At 74.8% G+C, this 17389-nt stretch carries 14 protein-coding genes; 10 read left to right on the plus strand and 4 right to left on the minus strand.

The window, feature by feature from the left end:
• Positions 1–120: 120 nt before the first annotated feature.
• Positions 121–2085, plus strand: coding sequence for a hypothetical protein (locus M1O15_RS09695; protein ID WP_248632894.1), 1965 nt, complete (start codon positions 121–123; stop codon positions 2083–2085).
• 81 nt (positions 2086–2166) lie between these two features.
• Here the strand turns inward: M1O15_RS09695 and M1O15_RS09700 are convergent, their stop codons facing one another.
• Both M1O15_RS09700 and M1O15_RS09705 read right to left on the minus strand, forming a co-directional pair.
• Positions 2167–2589 (minus strand): PPOX class F420-dependent oxidoreductase, encoded by a 423-nt coding sequence (locus M1O15_RS09700; RefSeq protein WP_248632895.1) that lies wholly within the window; start codon positions 2587–2589, stop codon positions 2167–2169.
• Positions 2590–2740: 151 nt separating this feature from the next.
• On the minus strand, positions 2741–3418 hold the full coding sequence (locus M1O15_RS09705; RefSeq protein ID WP_248632896.1) for a DUF4230 domain-containing protein: 678 nt from the start codon (positions 3416–3418) through the stop codon (positions 2741–2743).
• A 144-nt stretch (positions 3419–3562) separates the two neighbouring features.
• Here M1O15_RS09705 and M1O15_RS09710 point away from each other — a divergent pair, with 144 nt between their 5' ends.
• Both M1O15_RS09710 and M1O15_RS09715 read left to right on the plus strand, forming a co-directional pair.
• Positions 3563–4954 (plus strand): S1 family peptidase, encoded by a 1392-nt coding sequence (locus tag M1O15_RS09710; RefSeq protein WP_248632897.1) that lies wholly within the window; start codon positions 3563–3565, stop codon positions 4952–4954.
• Between the two features lie 133 nt (positions 4955–5087).
• Complete coding sequence (locus tag M1O15_RS09715) at positions 5088–5492, plus strand: hypothetical protein (RefSeq protein WP_248632898.1); 405 nt, start codon at positions 5088–5090, stop codon at positions 5490–5492.
• Positions 5493–5658: 166 nt separating this feature from the next.
• On the opposite strand, the gene M1O15_RS09720 is transcribed toward M1O15_RS09715, so the two are convergent.
• The gene (locus M1O15_RS09720; RefSeq protein ID WP_248632899.1) at positions 5659–6030 is read right to left on the minus strand and encodes a phage holin family protein; all 372 of its coding nucleotides are present in this window, start codon (positions 6028–6030) and stop codon (positions 5659–5661) included.
• 217 nt (positions 6031–6247) lie between these two features.
• On the opposite strand from M1O15_RS09720, the gene M1O15_RS09725 reads away from it, so the two are divergent.
• From M1O15_RS09725 to M1O15_RS09750, 6 genes are all read left to right on the plus strand, one after another.
• On the plus strand, positions 6248–6616 hold the full coding sequence (locus M1O15_RS09725; RefSeq protein WP_248632900.1) for a hypothetical protein: 369 nt from the start codon (positions 6248–6250) through the stop codon (positions 6614–6616).
• Positions 6617–6964: 348 nt separating this feature from the next.
• The gene (locus tag M1O15_RS09730; protein WP_248632901.1) at positions 6965–10738 is read left to right on the plus strand and encodes a WD40 repeat domain-containing protein; all 3774 of its coding nucleotides are present in this window, start codon (positions 6965–6967) and stop codon (positions 10736–10738) included.
• A 112-nt stretch (positions 10739–10850) separates the two neighbouring features.
• On the plus strand, positions 10851–11729 hold the full coding sequence (locus M1O15_RS09735) for an NlpC/P60 family protein (protein WP_248632902.1): 879 nt from the start codon (positions 10851–10853) through the stop codon (positions 11727–11729).
• 396 nt (positions 11730–12125) lie between these two features.
• Positions 12126–13955 carry a thiamine pyrophosphate-requiring protein gene (locus M1O15_RS09740; RefSeq protein ID WP_248633099.1) on the plus strand — a complete coding sequence of 610 codons (1830 nt, stop codon included), beginning with the start codon at positions 12126–12128 and terminating at the stop codon, positions 13953–13955.
• A gap of 91 nt (positions 13956–14046) precedes the next feature.
• Positions 14047–14637 (plus strand): TetR/AcrR family transcriptional regulator, encoded by a 591-nt coding sequence (locus M1O15_RS09745; protein ID WP_248632903.1) that lies wholly within the window; start codon positions 14047–14049, stop codon positions 14635–14637.
• A gap of 55 nt (positions 14638–14692) precedes the next feature.
• On the plus strand, positions 14693–15580 hold the full coding sequence (locus M1O15_RS09750; RefSeq protein WP_248632904.1) for an SDR family NAD(P)-dependent oxidoreductase: 888 nt from the start codon (positions 14693–14695) through the stop codon (positions 15578–15580).
• 260 nt (positions 15581–15840) lie between these two features.
• Here the strand turns inward: M1O15_RS09750 and M1O15_RS09755 are convergent, their stop codons facing one another.
• Positions 15841–15996, minus strand: a complete 156-nt coding sequence (locus M1O15_RS09755) for a DUF6131 family protein (protein WP_248632905.1) — start codon at positions 15994–15996, stop codon at positions 15841–15843.
• A gap of 147 nt (positions 15997–16143) precedes the next feature.
• Between M1O15_RS09755 and M1O15_RS09760 the strand changes: the two genes are divergently transcribed.
• Positions 16144–17364 (plus strand): FAD-dependent monooxygenase, encoded by a 1221-nt coding sequence (locus tag M1O15_RS09760; RefSeq protein ID WP_248633100.1) that lies wholly within the window; start codon positions 16144–16146, stop codon positions 17362–17364.
• Positions 17365–17389: the final 25 nt, after the last annotated feature.

Raw genomic sequence — 17389 nt, forward strand, 5'->3', positions numbered from 1 at the left:
TGCTTCCCACCCCGTTTCCCGGCGGTGGGACTCCCGTCGGAGCACCCGTCGATGTGACGGCGACGACGGACGCTCGTTGTGCACACCAGTCGAGTCGCACGTGCAACGAGCCGAGGTCCCATGCCCACACCGCGGGAACCGTCGCCGAAGGTCCCCACCGCCCCCGCCGGTCAGCGCCCGGGCATCGAGGAGGCGGAAGCCGTCCTCGTCGAGCACTACGGGCGGCTGGTCCGCCTCGCCCACCTGGTCCTGCCCCCGGCCCTCGGCCGCCACCGCCGGGTGGTGGCCGCGCACGCCGTCGTCCAGGACGCGCTGCCGCACACCCCGGGCCCGGCCCGTGCGCAGGGAGAGGGGGAGCGGAGCGACGGATACGTCTGGGTACGGGAACGGGTGCTGCGCGCCGCCCTCCGCCATGAGCGCCGCACCCGGCGCGCCCGCCCGTACCCCCCGCGGCTGCCGCTCGTCCTCGGACTGCGCCTCTCCCCGCACACCGGTGGCGCCGGAGAGCTCGCCCTCGGCCGGGCGCTGGCCCAGGTGCCCGCCGCCGCGCGGGCCGCGCTGGCCCTGCGGCTGCTGGAAGGGCTGGCCGAGCCGGAGACCGCCGCGGTGCTGTCGGCGGCCGGCGTGGCGGACCCGGACGCCGCGATCACCGCGGCCGGCCGGCTGCCCGGGCTGTCCGACGGCTCCGCCCGCGCCCTGCTGGACGCCGAGGAGTTCGACCCCAACCGGGTGCGGCTGCACCCCACCGATCTGCTGCGCCGCCGCTACCGCGCCCGTACCGCCGCCACCGCGTTCGTCGCGGCCCTGCTCGCCGTCTCCGCCCTCACCGCGGTCCTGGCCTCGGCCGACCGGGACGGCCTGCCGGACGACGCCAAGCCCGCGGCCCCGGCACGGACGGCCGCAGCCACCTTCCTCACCGATCCCGGCACCCTGCGCACCACCCCGGCCGGCCGCTGGGCCGACACCACCCGGCTCGACTTCACCGCCTGGCCCGCCCGCGGCGGCCGGCGCGGCGACCAGGCACTGCTCGGCCGCGCTCTGAGCACCTGGGCCGACGGCCGCCGGGCCCGCACCCTCACCACCACCCCCGGCACCGCGGCCGCCCCGCCCACCGGCCCGGCCCAACTGCTGTTCGCCGCCGACGTGGACGGCACCGCCGTGGTCCTGCTGCACGACGCCGCCACCGACCGGGTCGCCCGCTACACGGAGGCGGCCGGAGCGGCCCGGCCCACCCTGGACATCGCCCGTGCCGACGACGCCTCGGTGACCACCGCCGCCGCCCTCGTCCTCACCCGGACCCCGACCGCCGTCCGCTACCTCCTCGCCCCCTGGATCGCCCAGTCCGGCACCCGCGACCTGCTGCGCCCCGCCGAGGCGACCCGCCCGTTCACCGCCGCCGACGGTGTCACCCCGCCGCTGCCCGTGCCCGCCGCGCAAGGACCGTGCACCTCCTGGCCGGTGCTCAGCCTGCGCTCCTCCGCGCAGATCGTGGAGCGGCACGCCTTCCTGGTCACCGACCTCGGCGAGCCGTCCCCGGCCCATCTGACCCACACCCCGCCACCCGGCGGCGGTGCTCCCTCCCGCCAGCCGCGCGAGGCGGTCGGCCGCTCGGCCCTGGACAGCTGGGCGCGCAGCGCATGCCTCCTCGCCGACCTGCGCGGGGACGGGGTGCGCGCCGTCAACGACTGGGTGTACGCGCGCCAGACGCTGCCCGACCGGGCGGGCGCCGCCGCCTGGGTGTGCACCCGGGCCGACACCTGGAGCGGGCCGGGCAGTGTCCGGGTGCAGTTCCAGCCGCCCGCCGCCGGCCGCCCGCGCCCCGGCACCGTGGTGGCCGAGCGGCGGTCCACCGCCGCCTGCAGCCGGTTCGGCCAGCATGTGGTGGCCGGGACCCGCTGGCGTTCGCCGCGCGGCCCCTGGTACGCGCTGGCCGCGGGCAGCCGCCATATCGCCCGGATCCGCCTCTCCGGCGGTGTCTCCGCCGAGGCGCGCGGCCCGGTCGCGGCGGTCCGGGCGGCCCCGGGCGCACCGGTCCGGGTCACCGGCTACCAGTCGGACGGCACCCCCCTGGCCCCGCTCGGCTGACCTCGGTCGCGGACGGGCCCGGAAACGCGGACCGGGGCGGACGGGAGCCGTCTCCCGTCCGCCCCGACGTCCCGAGGGCTCTCAGCCCACCTGGTCGCTGTCCTTCATCGAGCCCCAGCCGTGCCAGCGCTCCACCTCGATCCACGCGCTGACCCGGCCGCGGTCCCGCCGCGGGTACTCCTTGCCGCTGTACTGCCGGGCCAGCCGGTCGATGTCCACCAGCCCCTCGTCCTCACGCAGCTCCACGACCCGGCCGATCAGGCTCACATGGGTGTACCAGGAGTCCTCGTTCAGCACGGTGAGCGTCACCCGCGGGTCCCTGCGGACATGGTCCAGCCGCTTGCGCCCCTCGTCCATGTTGACCAGCACCCGGCCGTCGTCCTCCCACAGGTACCAGGTGGCCGTGGAGACCGGCTGGCCGTCCGACCGCAGCGTGGAGAGCACGGCCGGGTTCGGCTTGCGCAGCAGGGCGACGGCCTCCTCGGGCAGCGGGGGCTTGGACATGCTGTTCCTCCTCGGTCGATCCGGTCCGGCCGTCCTGCCGGAACCGTTCGCAGCCTACGCCCGGAGCCCCGCCGGCCGGCGGCGGCCGCGCGCGTGCCACCGGGCCGTTTCCCTCGCCGTTTCCCGTGATTCCTGACAGGGTTTCCCGGGCTCAGGCGTACACCACCGTCACCTGCTCGAAGCCGAGCGAACCCAGCAGCCCCTTGAGCATCGTGGTGGTGTTCCGTTCGGCGCGTGCGGTCAGCCCGCTCTCCGCCGCCGCCTCCCCGATGTGCTTGGCCGCCAGCCGCTGCACCGCGCGCTCGTCGTTCGGGTTGTCGGAGAAGATGTCGCCGAGCCGGTCCAGCAGCCCGCGCTGCTTGGACACCGCGTAGGACCGCTCCGGGTCCAGGGCGGGCGAGCCCAGCACGGCGCGCGGCAACCGGATCGAGGCGGAGGTCCGCTCCTCGTTCACCGTCACGTCCTTGGGCCCGGTCTTGCCCAGGTCCACATAGGCGCCCACGGTGCCGGCCCCCACGTACAGGGTGCGGGTGCCCCGGACGGCGTCCGGGAGGAACTTCGCGTCCTTCTCCAGGTCCACCACGATCTGGTAGGAGCCGGCGGCCCCCTCGTAGCGGCTGAGGTCCTGGATCGACTGGAGCAGCGCGGGCCCGGACCGGTCCCGGGTCTCCTCGCCCAGCAGATCGTCCCAGCCGGGGATGAGATCGAACCGCGCGGCGACGGTGAACAGCACCACCAGCACCAGCAGGCCCGCGGGAACGGTGAACCACCACGGGGTTCTGCGGCGCGCGGGCTCGGCGCGCGGGAGCTTTTCGTCGGAGGTCTCCACGCGTACCTGATGCCCCCGCCGGACGGGAAAACTCCCGTGCCCCGCACGCCCGTTCACCACCGCACCACGGCTGAACCACTCCGCCCGCCCGTACGTATGGAGATGGGACCCGCCCTGGACCAACGGACCGCTTGGGAGCTCACCATGAGGCACGCACGGCGCACACTCCGACGGGCCATCCGGTCGGCGGCCGTCGGAGGGCTGCTCTGCGGGGCGCTGATGGTGTCGGACGCCATGGCCGGCGAACCCGGCGGATCGGACGCGGCGGTGCCCCGCGCGCCCGGTGAGGTGGTGGCCGACACGATGCGGCGGCTCGGCCCGGCCCGGACGGCGGGTGGCTGGACCGGGCGGGACGGCAGACCGGTGGTCGCGGTGACGGACCAGGAGGCCGCCGCCGAGGTCCGCCGCGCCGGAGCCAGGGCCGAGGTCAAGCGGCACAGCCTGCGGGAGCTGCGCGCCGCCGCCGAGGCGCTCGGACGGGCGCCTCGGATCACCGGCACCGCCTGGTCGCTGGACTACGCGGCCAACCAGGTGACCGTGTACGCCGATCGCACCGTCTCGGCCGCCGACTGGGACCGGATGTCGGACACCGCCCGGCGGGCCGGCGAGGCCGTGCGGATGCGGCGGACCGCGGGGGAGTTCACCCTCCGGCTGGACGGCGGAGCCCCGATGCTGGGCCGCACCGGGCGCTGCTCGGCCGGGTTCAACGTCACCGACGGACGGGACAACTTCGTGCTGACCGCGGGGCACTGCGGCGCGGTCGGCACCCCCTGGTTCCGCGCGGTCCGCGGCACCGGCCGCCCGCTGGGCACCACCGTCGCCGGAACCTTCCCCGGGGCGGACTTCGCCCTGGTCCGGTACGAGGACCCGGCCGCCTTCGACGGCACCAACGCCGTGGAGGTCGGTCAGGGCCGCACCGTCGCCGTGGTGGGCGCCGCCGATCCGGTCGTCGGGCAGCGGGTGTTCCGCAGCGGCAGCACCACCGGGCTGCGCAACGGCCGGGTGACCGCGCTCGGTGCCACGGTCAACTACCGGGAGGGCACGGTGACCGGTCTGATCCAGACCACCGTCTGCGCCGAGTCCGGGGACAGCGGCGGTCCGCTGCTCGCCCAGGGCGTCGCGCTCGGGATCACCTCGGGAGGCAACGGGGACTGCGCCCAGGGCGGTGTGACGTTCTTTCAGCCGGTGACCAGCGCCCTGTCCCGGCTGGGGGTGCGGATCATCGACGGCCGGCTGCCGCCCGGCACGCCCCCGTCCACCTCACCGGCTCCCACCTCGTCCCCGACCGCCGTCCCGTCCCGGGACCCCTCCGCGCCCGCCGGGGGCGGCACCGGTGGCGGTGCGGCGGCCGGCGCTCCGCCGGAGGCCGGCCCGGCCCGTCCGGCGGTCACCTCGATCGTGCAAACCCCCCTGCTGCTCACCGGCTTGGTGGTGATCGGGGTCAGTCTGATCGGGCTGGGAGCGGTCCGCTGGCTGCTCACCGAGCGCGCCGACCGCGACGAACTGCGCACCTCCTACGCCCAGAGCTGGGGCTGAGGGGCGAGGGGGAGACCGCACGGCTGGACGGGGTACACCGAAACAACCGCGCCGTGTCGCATAATCCGGTTATCGCCCCATGTGCTTACGTTTCCGGTGTAGCCCTTCCCCTTCCTCACCTGGGAGACAGCGCATGCGTCAGTTCGTACGTACCTGGGGTGCCGGAATCGCCGCCGCCGCCGTGGTGGCGGGCTCGGTCGGCACGGCGGTCGCCGTCGCCTCGCCGGCCCCCGCGCAGCACCGTCCGGCCGCCGCGGCCCCCGCCTACTCGGCCAAGTCCTCCGCGAAGAGCGTGCGGGCCTGGCAGCAGTTCCGGGTCCGCGGCATCGCCAAGAACGTGCGCCCCGGCAGCCGGGTCACCCTCCAGCAGAAGCTGGGCGAGCGCCGCTGGGTCACCCTGCCGGCGTCGATGAACACCAACTCCCGCTCGGCCTACAGCATGCGCGTGGTGCTCGGCATGAAGGGCCACAACAAGCTGCGCCTGGTCGACAGCCGCCGCCGGGTCGTCTCCCCGGTGATCGACGTCTGGGTGCGCTGACCCCGGACACCGGCCCGGCGCACACCCCGCCCGGCACACACGACGGACGCCTCCACCGGCTCGACCGGGGGAGGCGTCCGTCGTGTTCCCGTTCCTGTTTCCGTCTCCGCGGCCGTCTCCGGCCGGATCCGCCGTGCACCCGTGCGCCCGTGCACAGGGGCGCGGATCAGCTGTTGGCGATCTCCTCCACGGTCCGCGCCACCGTGTCCCGTGTCACCTCCAGGGTGTCGCGGGACGCCTCGCGGGCCCGGCGCAGCCGGACCTGGCCGTAACGGAACAGCGCGGTGGCGCCGGTGGCGTACGCCAGGGTCAGCGCCCCCGCCGCCAGCTCCGGCGACCACGCCTTGGCCAGCCGCTGCTGGACGGCCGAGTGCGCGGTCAGCGCCGCCAGCAGCCCGCAGGCGCCTCCGGCCGCGATGGCCGACAGCCCCCCGCGGGTCTCCTCGACGGCCTCCGCCACCGTCTCACCCAACTCCTCACGTGCGCTCATCGCTTCCTCGACCACCACGGCCACCACATCCTGGGCTGAATCCGGCATGCTGCCCGCCTACCCGCCGTACCGCCGCTCATACGGGGCCGCGCATGCGGGACCGCACACCCGCGCGGGGGTTGCCCATGGTCGGGGGAAACCGCAGCTCACAGGGTGTTTCCCAAGCCAGTCGCGGAAGGGCGACGGGCAACCCGTCGATCCTGCCCCGGGGTCTGGGCACGCTGAAGCCGTCAACTCCGGCACCACTGCCCACAAGGGGAGAACCATGCGTTCCCAGCTCCTGCGCGGCCTCGCCGCCTTCGCCACCGCCACCGCCGCCGTCCTCACCCTCAACGCACCCGCCGAGGCGCGGCCGGCCGCCGACTGGGCGGGCTGCCCCTCCGGCGCGGTGTGCGTCTACCCCGAGAACCAGAACCCCGCGGTCCGGCCGACCCACGTCTTCTACCGGTACGGCGCCCACAACCTCAGCAACCAGTTCGGCAACCACTGGGTGCTGAACAACCAGACCGGTGGGGCGACCGCCAACCTGTGCACCCAGCTCAACGGCGGTGGCTGCGGCAATCCGATCGCCGCCCAGGCCGGCGTCTACGCCAATCTGACGCCGATCAACTCCCTCCGGCTCAACCGTCCCTGATCTCCCGTCAAGCCACCGGGGTCGCCGATCGGCGACCCCGATGGCGTGTTCTCGCCACAGTGGGTGAGAGGTGGCCCCCATGTCCGTCACTCAGGGTAACGTCTGCCGTGTCGCTTCTGTTACCGAGCGCTCACGGAGCGCACGCGAAGCCCTGGGGGACGCCATGGGGGAGCACCAGCAGTACCGAGCACGGCGGGTCCCGGCCGCACCGGCCGGCGCCTCGCCGGGGGACTTTCCGGCCGAGCTGCGCCGGCTGCGGATGCGGCGCGGGCTGTCACTGTCCGACCTCGCCCGCCGCACGACTACAGCAAGGGCTATCTCAGCAAGATCGAGACCGGCGCCAAACCGGTGACCGACGAGGTGGCCCGGAGCTGCGACGACGCACTGCGCGCCCACGGCAGACTGCTGCGGCTCGTCCCGGCGGCACGCGTCCCGTCCGACGGGCCATCGCCGGCGCCCGGGTCCGGCGCCCCCGAGGACACCGGCTGCCCCTACCGCGGGCTGCGGCCCTTCACCGCGGGGGAGTCCGGCTGGTTCTTCGGCCGCGAGCAGGCCACCAGCGCACTGGTCGAGCGGGTCTTCGAGCGGATCGGCGGCGGACCGCTGCTGCTGGTCGCCCCGTCCGGCGCGGGCAAGTCCTCACTGCTCAGCGCCGGTCTGCTGCCGACCCTGCGGCGGCCCGGCGGCTTCCCCATGCCGGGCGCGGACCGCTGGCCGGTGGTGGTGTGCACCCCCACCGCCCGGCCCCTGGAAGAACTGCTGGAGCGCACGGCCCAGGCGCTGGGCACCGACATCGGGGTCACCGCCGCCCGGTTGAGGGACCACCCCGCCGCCCTGTCCCAGGCCCTCCGCCGGCTCACCGACTCGTATCTCACCGACTCCGGTCCCACCGATTCCGGTGTCCCCGGCGCACCGGACCGGGGCCAAGGCCCGCACCGGGCGACGACCTCCCGGGGGCGCCGCCGCCCACCCGTCCACCCGGTGCTGATCGTGGACCAGTTCGAGGAGCTCTTCACCCTCTGTCCCGACGAGGCCGAGCGGCGCACCTACGCCCGGGTGCTGAGCGCCTTGGCCACCACCGCCACAGAGGGATCGGTCGGGGCGGACGCGGCCGAGGAGAGCGCTGCCGAGGGCGGGCCCCGGCCCGCCATCGTGGTGCTCGGCGTCCGGGCGGACTTCATCGGCCGGTGCCTGGGTCTGCCGGAGCTCGCCCCGGCCCTCACCGACGGGTTGTTCGCGCTGGCCCCGATGACCGGCACCGAGCTGCGGGAGGCCATCACCCGCCCCGCCCGGCTGGCCGGCCTCCGGCTCGAAGCCGGCCTGGAGCAACTCCTGCTGCGCGACGCGGGGCTGGGCACCACCACCCCGCACCGGACCGCCGCCCCCGCCCCCGCCGGGGCGCTCCCCCTGCTGTCCCACGCCCTGATGGCCACCTGGCGGCAGCGGGAGGGGACCATGCTGACCGTCATCGGATACGAGCGGACCGGGGGCATCCAGGGCGCGGTCGCCCGCACCGCCGAGGAGGCCTTCGCCACCCTCTACCCCGACGAGCAGCGCACCGCCCGGCGCCTGCTGCCCCGGTTGGCGCATCTCACCGACGGCGAGGGCGCCAGCCGCCGGAGGGTGGAGCGCGCCGCGCTGGAGGACCGGCCCGCGGCGGCCGCCGTCCTCGACCGCTTCGCCCGCGCCCGTCTCGTCACCGTCGACCGGGACACCGTCGAGCTCACCCATGAGGCGCTGCTGCACGCATGGCCCCGGCTGCGCGGCTGGCTCGCCGCCGACCGCGCGGGACTCCTGATCCACCAGCAGCTGGCCCAGGCCGCCGCCGAATGGGAGCACGAGGACCGCGACCCCTCGCTGCTCTACCGCGGCAGCCGGCTGGAGACCGCCCGCACCTGGGCCGCCGACCCCGGCGCCACCGGCCGGCTGGGTCCGGTGGAGGCCGACTTCCTCACCGCCGGGCAGCTGGAAGAGGACCGCCGTCTGCGGCAGGCCCGGCGCCACACCTGGCTGCGGCGCGGGCTGCTGGCCACCTTGGTCGTCCTGCTGGCCGTCGCCCTGGCCGCCGGCACGGCCGCCCAGCGGCAGCGCTCCGACGCCCTGCACCAAGAGCGGACCGCCCGCTCCCGCGCCCTCGCCCTGGAGTCGGCCGCGCTGGCCGCCGGCCGCCCCGAGGCGTCCATGCTGCTCGCCGCGGCCGCCTATCGCGCCGCCGGCACCCCGGAGGCACTGGGCGCGCTGCTCAGCACCCAGTCGCAGCCCTTCTCCGCCCGCCTCGCCGGCCATCGCGGCCCGGTCAACGCGGTCGCCCTGAGCCCCGACGGCAGCCTGCTGGCCACCGCCTCCTCGGACGGCACGGTGCGGCTGTGGCGCACCACCGAACACCGGCCCGCCGCGGTGCTGCCGGTGCCGGGCCGGGTCCGGGCCGTCGCCTTCAGCGCCGACGGCCGCCTGCTCGCCACCACCTCCACCCGGGGACCGGTCCGGCTGTGGGATACGGCCCGCCGCCGCACGGCGGGCGTCCTGCCGGCCACCACCGCCACCCGCGCCCTCGCCTTCGACCCGCTCGGCCGCACCCTGGCCACCGCGGGCGCGGACGGCCGCATCCGGATCTGGCCCGCGCGCGGCGGTCCCCGCCCCCAGGCCGTGCTCACCGGCCACACCGGTGAGGTCAACGCCCTCGCCTACGGGCCCGACGGCCTCCACCTCGCCTCCGCCGGGGCCGATCACACCGTCCGCCTCTGGGACACGGCCCTGGGCCGCCCGCGCGCGGTGCTGCACGGCCACACCGACACCGTGCTGGGACTGGCCCTCGCCCCGGACGGCCGTGCCCTCGCCAGTGGCGGCGCCGACCGCACCGTCCGCCTCTGGGACACCACCGACGGGCGGACGACCGCGGTGCTGACCGGCCACAGCGACGACGTCAACGCCCTGGCGTACACCCCGGACGGCACCACCGTGGTCAGCGCCGGCGGCGACGGCACCACCCGGCTGTGGGACGTCCGCACCGGCCGGACCACCGCCAGTCTGGCCGGGCACACCGACTATGTGCTGGGGGTCGCGGTCGACCCGCGCGGCGGCTTCCTGGTGACGGCCGGCTTCGACCAGTCCGCCGTGGTCTGGGACCTCAGCGGCCCCACGCTCGCCTCCCGCCCCTTCACCGAGATCCGCCAGCTCGCCTACAGCCCGGACGGCACCCTGCTCGCCACCGCCGACACCGACCGCACGGTCCGCCTCTGGGACGTCGCCCGCCGCCGCGGCGCCGCCACCCTCACCGGCCACCGGGGCGCCGTGAACGCGGTCGCCTTCGCCCCGGACGGCCGGACCCTGGCCTCGGCCGGCACCGACGGCGCCGTCCATCTGTGGGACGTCCCCGCCCGCCGCCCCCTGGGCGCCCTCCCCGCCTCCCGCCAAGCCCTGTTCGCCGTGGCCTTCGCCCCCGACGGCCGCACCCTGGCCTCGGCGGGCGTCGACCGCGTGGTCCGCCTCTGGGACGTGCCGGGGCGCCGGCCGCTCGGAGAGCTGCCCGGGCACACCGACTTCGCCAACGCCGCGGCGTTCAGCCCGGACGGGCGGCTGCTCGCCACCGCCGGCGACGATCTGACGGTGCGGCTGTGGGACGTGCCGAGCCGCCGGGCGCTCGCCGTGCTGACCGGCCATCGGGGCGCCGTCCGCTCGGTGGCCTTCTCACCCGACGGGCGGACCCTGGCCAGCAGCGGCAACGACGGCGCCGTACGCCTGTGGGACCCGGCAGAGCGGCGCGCCCTCGCCGTGCTGGCCGGCCACACCGGTTCGGCTGGCGGGGTCGCCTTCTCCCCGGACGGACGGCTGCTGGTGAGCGGCGGCAGCGACCGCGCGGTGCGGCTCTGGGACCTCGCCGGGCGCACCCCGCGCGCCGCGCTCACCGGCCACACCGGCGCGGTCTGGGCGGTCGCCTTCGCCCCCGGCGGCCGCACGGCGGCCAGCAGCGGCAGCGACGGCAGCGTCCGGCTGTGGACCCTCGACCCGGCGACCCGGCTCACCGCGGTCTGCCGCTCCCTGGACGCCCTGCCACCCGCCGAACGCCGGGCGCTCACCACGCTCCTCACCGTGCCCGCCCCCGCCCCCTGCCCCACCCCCTGACCGACCCCACCCCGCCCGCCCGCACCACCCGACCCCCTCCACCGCCCCCGACCACCCACCTCCCCACCCCCGCCCCCGTCTCCGTCTCCGTCTCCGAAGGAGCGTCCCGACCGTGACCCCGCCCCGCCGCACCGGCCCGCTCGGCGTACTCGCCGCACTGCTGGCCTGCCTCCTCACCACCCTCTCCACCGCACCGGCCTCCGCCACCCCGCCCGGGACCGGCACCACCGCCGCCCGTGCGGAGTGCGGCCCCCTGGCCCCGGGCGGCTCCGCCCTCGCGGAGAGCGCCATCGCCGCCGCCTGCGAGCATGTCGCCGCAGGCACCTGGTACACCTGGGGCGGTGGCCATGGCACGCAGCCCGGCCCGACCTACGGCCAGGTCGATCCCAGCGACCCGGCCAGCGAACACGACCCCGAGCGGCTCGGCTTCGACTGCTCCGGCCTGGTCCGGCACGCCTACGCCCGGGCCGCCGGCGCCGACATCCTGAACGGCACCGCAGCCGTCCAGCACTACACCCATCGCACCGCCGCCCGGTTCACCGCCGCCGACGGGCTCGCCCCGCTGCTCCCCGGCGACCTCCTGGCCTGGGGGACCTCCCAGCACCCGCACCACATCGCGATCTACCTGGGCGAGGGACGGATGGTGGAGGCCCGCCAGTCCGGGACGAAGGTGATGGTCTCGGACGTCCGCCTGGACGGTGGCTACCTCGGCGCGGTGCGGGTCACCACCGACCCGGTGGACGGCCACCTCTTCCGCACCTGGGGCAGCGGGGTGTGGACCAAGGCCCGGCCCGCGCTCACCGCCGCGCGGGTCTACGCCTTCCCCGGCCCGACCACGGTGCGGGTGGGATGCCAGGCACACGCCGAACAGGTCACCGCCGAGGGGTACACCAACGACGCCTGGTCCTATCTGCCGGACTACCGGGCCTGGGTGACCAACATCTACCTCCAGGGCCCGGCCTGGCTCCCCGGAGTGCCCACCTGCCCGTGAGAACAGCCCCGGCGCGGCACACGCCCGCGTCCCGGCGCGGCGTTCCAGGCAGGACGCGGGTGGGTTGGTCCGGGGTGCCTTCCGCGTTCCAGCGTCCCGGATCGCCGGACCGCCGTAGCGGCTGCGCCGTAGCGGCTGGGACAGGCCGTCCCGCAGGCTCCCGCCGCCGGGGCGCCCGGGAAGCACGCGCCCCGCCTCCTGATACGCGACAACCGCCGGGGCGGCGGCTTCACGGCCGACGAGGTCATCTCCGCCCCAGGCCACGCCCTGCCGGCCGTCCGCGTTTTCGCCGCCGCCCACGGGTCACCCGGCAGTGCGTCCGCCTCCGCCGGTCCGGCGGGGGCCTGCCGGGGCCGGCCGGCCCCGACCAGCGGAAACGGAGTGGCGATGGCCAGCATGAAGGTGTCCGACTACATCCTCCACCGGCTGCGCGAGTGGGAGGTCGAGCAGGTCTTCGCCTACGCGGGCGACGGCATCAACGGCCTGCTCGCCGCCTGGGGGCGCGCCGGGAACCAGCCGAAGTTCGTCCAGGCACGCCATGAGGAGATGGCCGCCTTCCAGGCCGTCGGCTACGCCAAGTTCTCCGGGAGGGTCGGGGTGTGCGCCGCCACCTCCGGCCCGGGCGCCATCCATCTGCTCAACGGCCTGTACGACGCCAAGCTCGACCATGTGCCGGTGGTCGCCCTGGTCGGCCAGACCAACCGCAGCGCCATGGGCGGCTCCTACCAGCAGGAGGTCGACCTGCACAGCCTGTTCAAGGACGTGGCCTCGGACTTCTGCGAGACGGCGACCGTTCCCGAACAGCTGCCCAACCTCATCGACCGGGCCATCCGCACCGCTTACGCCCGGCACTCGGTGACCGCCGTCATCATCCCGGCGGATGTGCAGGAGCTGGACTACACCCCGCCGAAGCACGCCTTCAAGATGGTCCCCTCCAGCATCGGCACCGGCCGCTACGCGCCGGTCCCCGCAGACGCGGACGTCGAGCGGGCCGCCGAGGTGCTCAACGCCGGCGAGAGGGTCGCCGTCCTGGTGGGGCAGGGAGCCAGGGGAGCGCGGGCCGAGGTGGAGCGGCTCGCCGACGTCCTCGGCGCGGGCGTGGCCAAGGCGCTGCTCGGCAAGGACGTCCTCCCCGACGACCTGCCCTATGTGACCGGCGCCATCGGCCTGCTGGGCACCCGCCCCTCGTACGAGCTGATGCGGGAGTGCGACACCCTGCTGATGATCGGTTCCAGCTTCCCGTACACCCAGTTCATGCCCGAGCTGGACCAGGCCCGGGCCGTGCAGATCGACATCGACCCGCACATGATCGGGCTGCGCTATCCCTTCGAGGTCAACCTGGTGGGAGACGCCCGCGAGACGCTCCAGCGGCTGCTGCCGCGGCTGCACCGCAAGGAGAGCCGCACCTGGCGGGAGAAGGTGGAGAAGGACGTCGTCCGCTGGTGGGAGGTGATGCAGCGGCGGGCCGCCGTGGACGCCGACCCGGTCAACCCGGAGTACGTGGTGCACGCCCTGGACGGCAGGTTGCCCGAGGACGCGATCATCACCGCCGACTCGGGCTCCGCCGCCAACTGGTACGCCCGCCATCTGCGGCTGCGCGGACGGATGCGGGGCTCGCTGTCCGGCACGCTGGCGACGATGGGACCGGGCGTCCCGTACGCCATCGGCGCCAAGTTCGCCCACCCCGACCGCCCGGTGATCGCCCTGGTCGGGGACGGCGCGATGCAGATGAACGGGATGATGGAGCTGGTCACCGCCGCCAAGTACCAGCATGAGTGGTCCGACCGGCGGCTGGTGGTCGCCGTCCTCAACAACGGGGACCTCAACCAGGTCACCTGGGAGATGCGCGCCATGTCGGGCGCCCCGCAGTTCGAGGAGTCGCAGGCCCTTCCGGACCTGCCCTACGCCGATATCGCCCGGAGCATCGGGCTGGACGGAACGCGGGTGGAGAAGCCCAAGCAGGTGGAGCAGGCCTGGGACCGGGCGCTGGCCGCCGACGGCCCGTTCGTGATCGACTTCCGCACCGACCCGGCGGTGCCGCCGATCCCGCCGCACGCCGAGCTGGACCAGATCGAGGCCGCCGCGGCCGCCGTCCTCCAGGGGGACAGCGACACCGCCTCCGTACTGAAGCAGGGCATCAAGGCCAAGGTGCAGGAGTTCCTGCCCGGCACCCGCCACCGTCAGGGCCGCCCCGGAGCCGGCCCGGACGACAGCGCCGGGCGCTGACCCCGGAGGACGGCGGAAAGGAAAGGACAACGGCCGCCGGTCGGTACATCGATGGTTGACAAGTTTGTCGCTGAGTGTCAACTATGTATATATGACGGACGGACACAAGGCTGCCGCGGTCCCGCCCCCCGGAGTCGGGCGGGGCCGCCGGACGGCGATCCTGGACGCGGCCGCGGCGGTCCTGCTCAGGCACGGGTTCCGCAAAGCCTCGGTGGACGAGGTGGCGCGGCGGGCGGAGATCTCCCGCCAAGGGCTCTACCAGCACTTCCCCACCAAGGACGCGCTCTTCACCGCCACGATCGACCATCTGCTGGAGACGAGCACCGCCTCCACTCGCACCGCGCTGGCGGAGCCGGGCGTCGCGCTGGAGGACCGGATCCTGAAGGCGTTCGCCGCCATGGCCGGCGAGACCCTGGCCTCCCGGCTGGACGAGGTGCTGGAGACCGCGGAACGGCTCACCGGCCGTACCGCCGCGGATCTGGAGCGGCAGATCATCGCCGAGTTCGCCGGGGCGCTGGAGCGCACCGAGGCGTCCAGCCCCTGGCGGCGCAACGGCGACTCCGCCGAATCCGCCGCCACGGTGCTCTACGCGACCTCCGCCGGGCTCAAGCGGATCGCCTCCTCGGTGCCCGACTATCTCGACAGGATGCGCCAGGCCATCCGGTTCGTCTGCACCCCCTGACCCGGGACCCGGCGAGAGGCACGGGATCCGACAAGAGACAGAACGGCCACAGGTCATGGAGAAGACAGGCAGATCGATCCTCATCACGGGTGCCACCTCCGGCATCGGACGCGCCGCGGCAGCCGAGTTCGCCGCCCGGGGCTACCGGGTGTTCGCCACCCACCGGACCGGTGCCCAGCGGCGGGAGCTCGCCGCCGTCACCGGCGTCCATCCGGTCCGGATGGACGTCACCGACGCCGCCGACCTGCGACGGGCGTACGCGCGCATCGCGGCGGAAGTCGGCGAGAGCGGTCTCTACGCCGTCCTCAACAACGCCGGCATCACCTACTCCGCGCCCTTCGAGTACACCGAGGAGTCGAGGTTCAGAGAGGTCATGGAGGTCAATGTCATGGCCCCCTACCGCATCGCCCGGACCTTCATCCCGCTGCTTCTCGTGCACAACCGAGGCCATGAGGTGAAGGCCCGGGTCGTCAACGTGGCCTCATGGGCGGGGCTGGTGGCATCGCCGTACATTTCGGCGTACAACGCCTCGAAGTTCGCCCTCATCGGACTGACCGAGTCCATGTACTACGACCTGCGTCTCCTGGACATCCACGCGGTGCTCGCCATACCGGGCATCACCAGGACGCCGCTGCTCGGCAAGACCACCCGGGGCGGGACGGCGGCCCTGGAGGCGATGCCGGCGGACGGACGGGCGCGGTACGAGGGCCTGCTCGGCCACTACGCGACCATGAGCGCCGAGGCCGAGAGCGCGTCCGTCTTCGCCACCGCCGAGAAGACCGCCCACCGGCTGTACCGGATCGTCGACCGGCCCAGGCCTCGCTTCAGACACAGCCTCGGCCTCGACGCGGGCCTCGTCGGCCATGTCGTCACCCGCCTGCCCTGGGCGCTCCGGGCGGCGCTGAACACCCGGATGTACCGGCTGGACATGGCCCGCCCCTGACGCCGGCCCCGGCAGCCGGAGAGAACCGAGGACGGGACAACGCGCGGCGGGAACGGCGGCGGAGCGGGGGACGGAACCGAGAAAGCCCCGTGCCACCCCCGCGCCGTCGGAACGGCGGTCGGGATGCCACGGGGCTGTCGGCCCGATACGGATCGAACGGATCGATCGGATTAAGGGGTGTTCGGCACATGGCGTGTACCGGGCACCGGCGCCGGGGGCCACCGCCGGAGGCGGTGGGGTGTCCCCAGGGCGTCATCGGGTCAGAAGTAGTGCTTCCGACCACCCACCGCGTGACCCACGGCCCCCAGGATCCACAGGACCGCCCCGATCACCAGAAGGATGACACCGATGGTCCACAGAATGCTGATGCCAGTGATGGCACCGATGATGAGCAGGATGAGCCCGAGAATGATCATTTTTCCTCCGTTCGCGCACCGTGACTGACCTTCGAGTGTCCGCCGAACGGCGTCGCAAACCGGTGGAGTCGAGGATTGTTGATCTCGTCTTTATCCCCTGCTACGGTGCGTCACCCCTTGACCGCGCAACGCATCGGAGGTGTGTCCGTGCAGATCGCCTGTGTCGGCGGTGGACCCGCCGGCCTCTACCTCTCCATCCTGATGAAACGGCGCGACCCGGCCCATGAGGTCACCGTCTACGAACGCGCTCCGGCAGGCTCCACCTACGGCTGGGGCGTCACCTACTGGGGCGGGCTGCTCGACCGGCTCCAACAGGGCGACCCCGAGTCCGCCCGCGCCGTCCGCGAGCGCTCGGTGCGCTGGAACGAGGGCGTCGCCCACATCCACGGCCGCACCACCTCCCACCACGGCGACGAGGGCTTCGGCATCGGCCGCCACACCCTGCTGACCGTCCTCGCCGAGCGGGCCGCTGCCCTCGGCGTGCGCCTGGAGCACCGCCGCACCGTCACCGACCGGGCCGAGCTCGACGGCGCGGACCTCGTGGTCGCCTGCGACGGCGTGCACAGCGCCCTGCGCACCCCGCACGCCGAGCACTTCGGCACCGCCGTCACCGGCGGCCGCAACCGCTACGTCTGGCTCGGCACCAGCAAGGTCTTCGACGCCTTCACCTTCGCCTTCGTGCCCACCAAGCACGGCTGGATCTGGTGCTACGCCTACCGCTACGACACCGACCGCAGCACCTGCGTGGTCGAGTGCTCCCCGGACACCTGGACCGGACTCGGCCTGGACCGGGCCGCCCCCGCCGAGGGCCTGGCCCTGCTGGAACGGCTCTTCGCCCACGTCCTGGACGGCCACCCCCTCTCCTGCCGCGCCGACGGCGGCCGCGGCGGCGCCCGCTGGCTCACCTTCGGCACGGTCACCAACCGCCGCTGGCACCACGGCAACCTGGTCCTGGCGGGGGACGCCGCGCACACCACCCACTACTCGATCGGCGCGGGCACCACGCTGGCCCTGGAGGACGCCATCGCCCTCGCCGATGCCCTGGACGCACCCGGCCCCCTGGAGGCGGCTCTGAGCCGCTACGGGCGCCAGCGCCGCTCGGTCCTGCTGCCGGTGCAGAGCGCGGCCCGCTACAGCGCACGCTGGTACGAGGAACTGCCCCGCTACACCGCGCTGCCGCCGGAGGAGATGTTCGCCCTGCTCGGGCAGCGCCACTCGCCGCTGCTGCCGTATCTGCCGCCCCGGCTGTACCACCGGCTGGACCGGGCCGCCGAGCGGCTGGAGGCGCTGCGGAGGCTCAAGCGCCGGGTCGGGCCGCTGCTGGCCCGCTCGCTGCACCCCCGTACACCCCCGCCACCCAGCGCTTGACGGACCGCGGGCCCGGGCGGGGACG

The organism is Streptomyces lichenis (assembly GCF_023218175.1).
In the GTDB taxonomy this organism is placed as follows: Bacteria; Actinomycetota; Actinomycetes; order Streptomycetales; family Streptomycetaceae; genus Streptomyces; species Streptomyces lichenis.

Bases quoted from the DNA above. Each gene is read 5' to 3' on its own strand.
- M1O15_RS09750 (WP_248632904.1), top strand. From the start codon at position 14,693: ATGGAGAAGACAGGCAGATCGATCCTCATCACGGGTGCCACCTCCGGC.
- M1O15_RS09740 (WP_248633099.1), top strand. From the start codon at position 12,126: ATGAAGGTGTCCGACTACATCCTCCACCGGCTGCGCGAGTGGGAGGTC.
- M1O15_RS09710 (WP_248632897.1), top strand. From the start codon at position 3,563: ATGAGGCACGCACGGCGCACACTCCGACGGGCCATCCGGTCGGCGGCC.
- M1O15_RS09755 (WP_248632905.1), bottom strand. From the start codon at position 15,996: ATGATCATTCTCGGGCTCATCCTGCTCATCATCGGTGCCATCACTGGC.
- M1O15_RS09700 (WP_248632895.1), bottom strand. From the start codon at position 2,589: ATGTCCAAGCCCCCGCTGCCCGAGGAGGCCGTCGCCCTGCTGCGCAAG.
- M1O15_RS09715 (WP_248632898.1), top strand. From the start codon at position 5,088: ATGCGTCAGTTCGTACGTACCTGGGGTGCCGGAATCGCCGCCGCCGCC.
- M1O15_RS09695 (WP_248632894.1), top strand. From the start codon at position 121: ATGCCCACACCGCGGGAACCGTCGCCGAAGGTCCCCACCGCCCCCGCC.
- M1O15_RS09745 (WP_248632903.1), top strand. From the start codon at position 14,047: ATGACGGACGGACACAAGGCTGCCGCGGTCCCGCCCCCCGGAGTCGGG.
- M1O15_RS09725 (WP_248632900.1), top strand. From the start codon at position 6,248: ATGCGTTCCCAGCTCCTGCGCGGCCTCGCCGCCTTCGCCACCGCCACC.
- M1O15_RS09720 (WP_248632899.1), bottom strand. From the start codon at position 6,030: ATGCCGGATTCAGCCCAGGATGTGGTGGCCGTGGTGGTCGAGGAAGCG.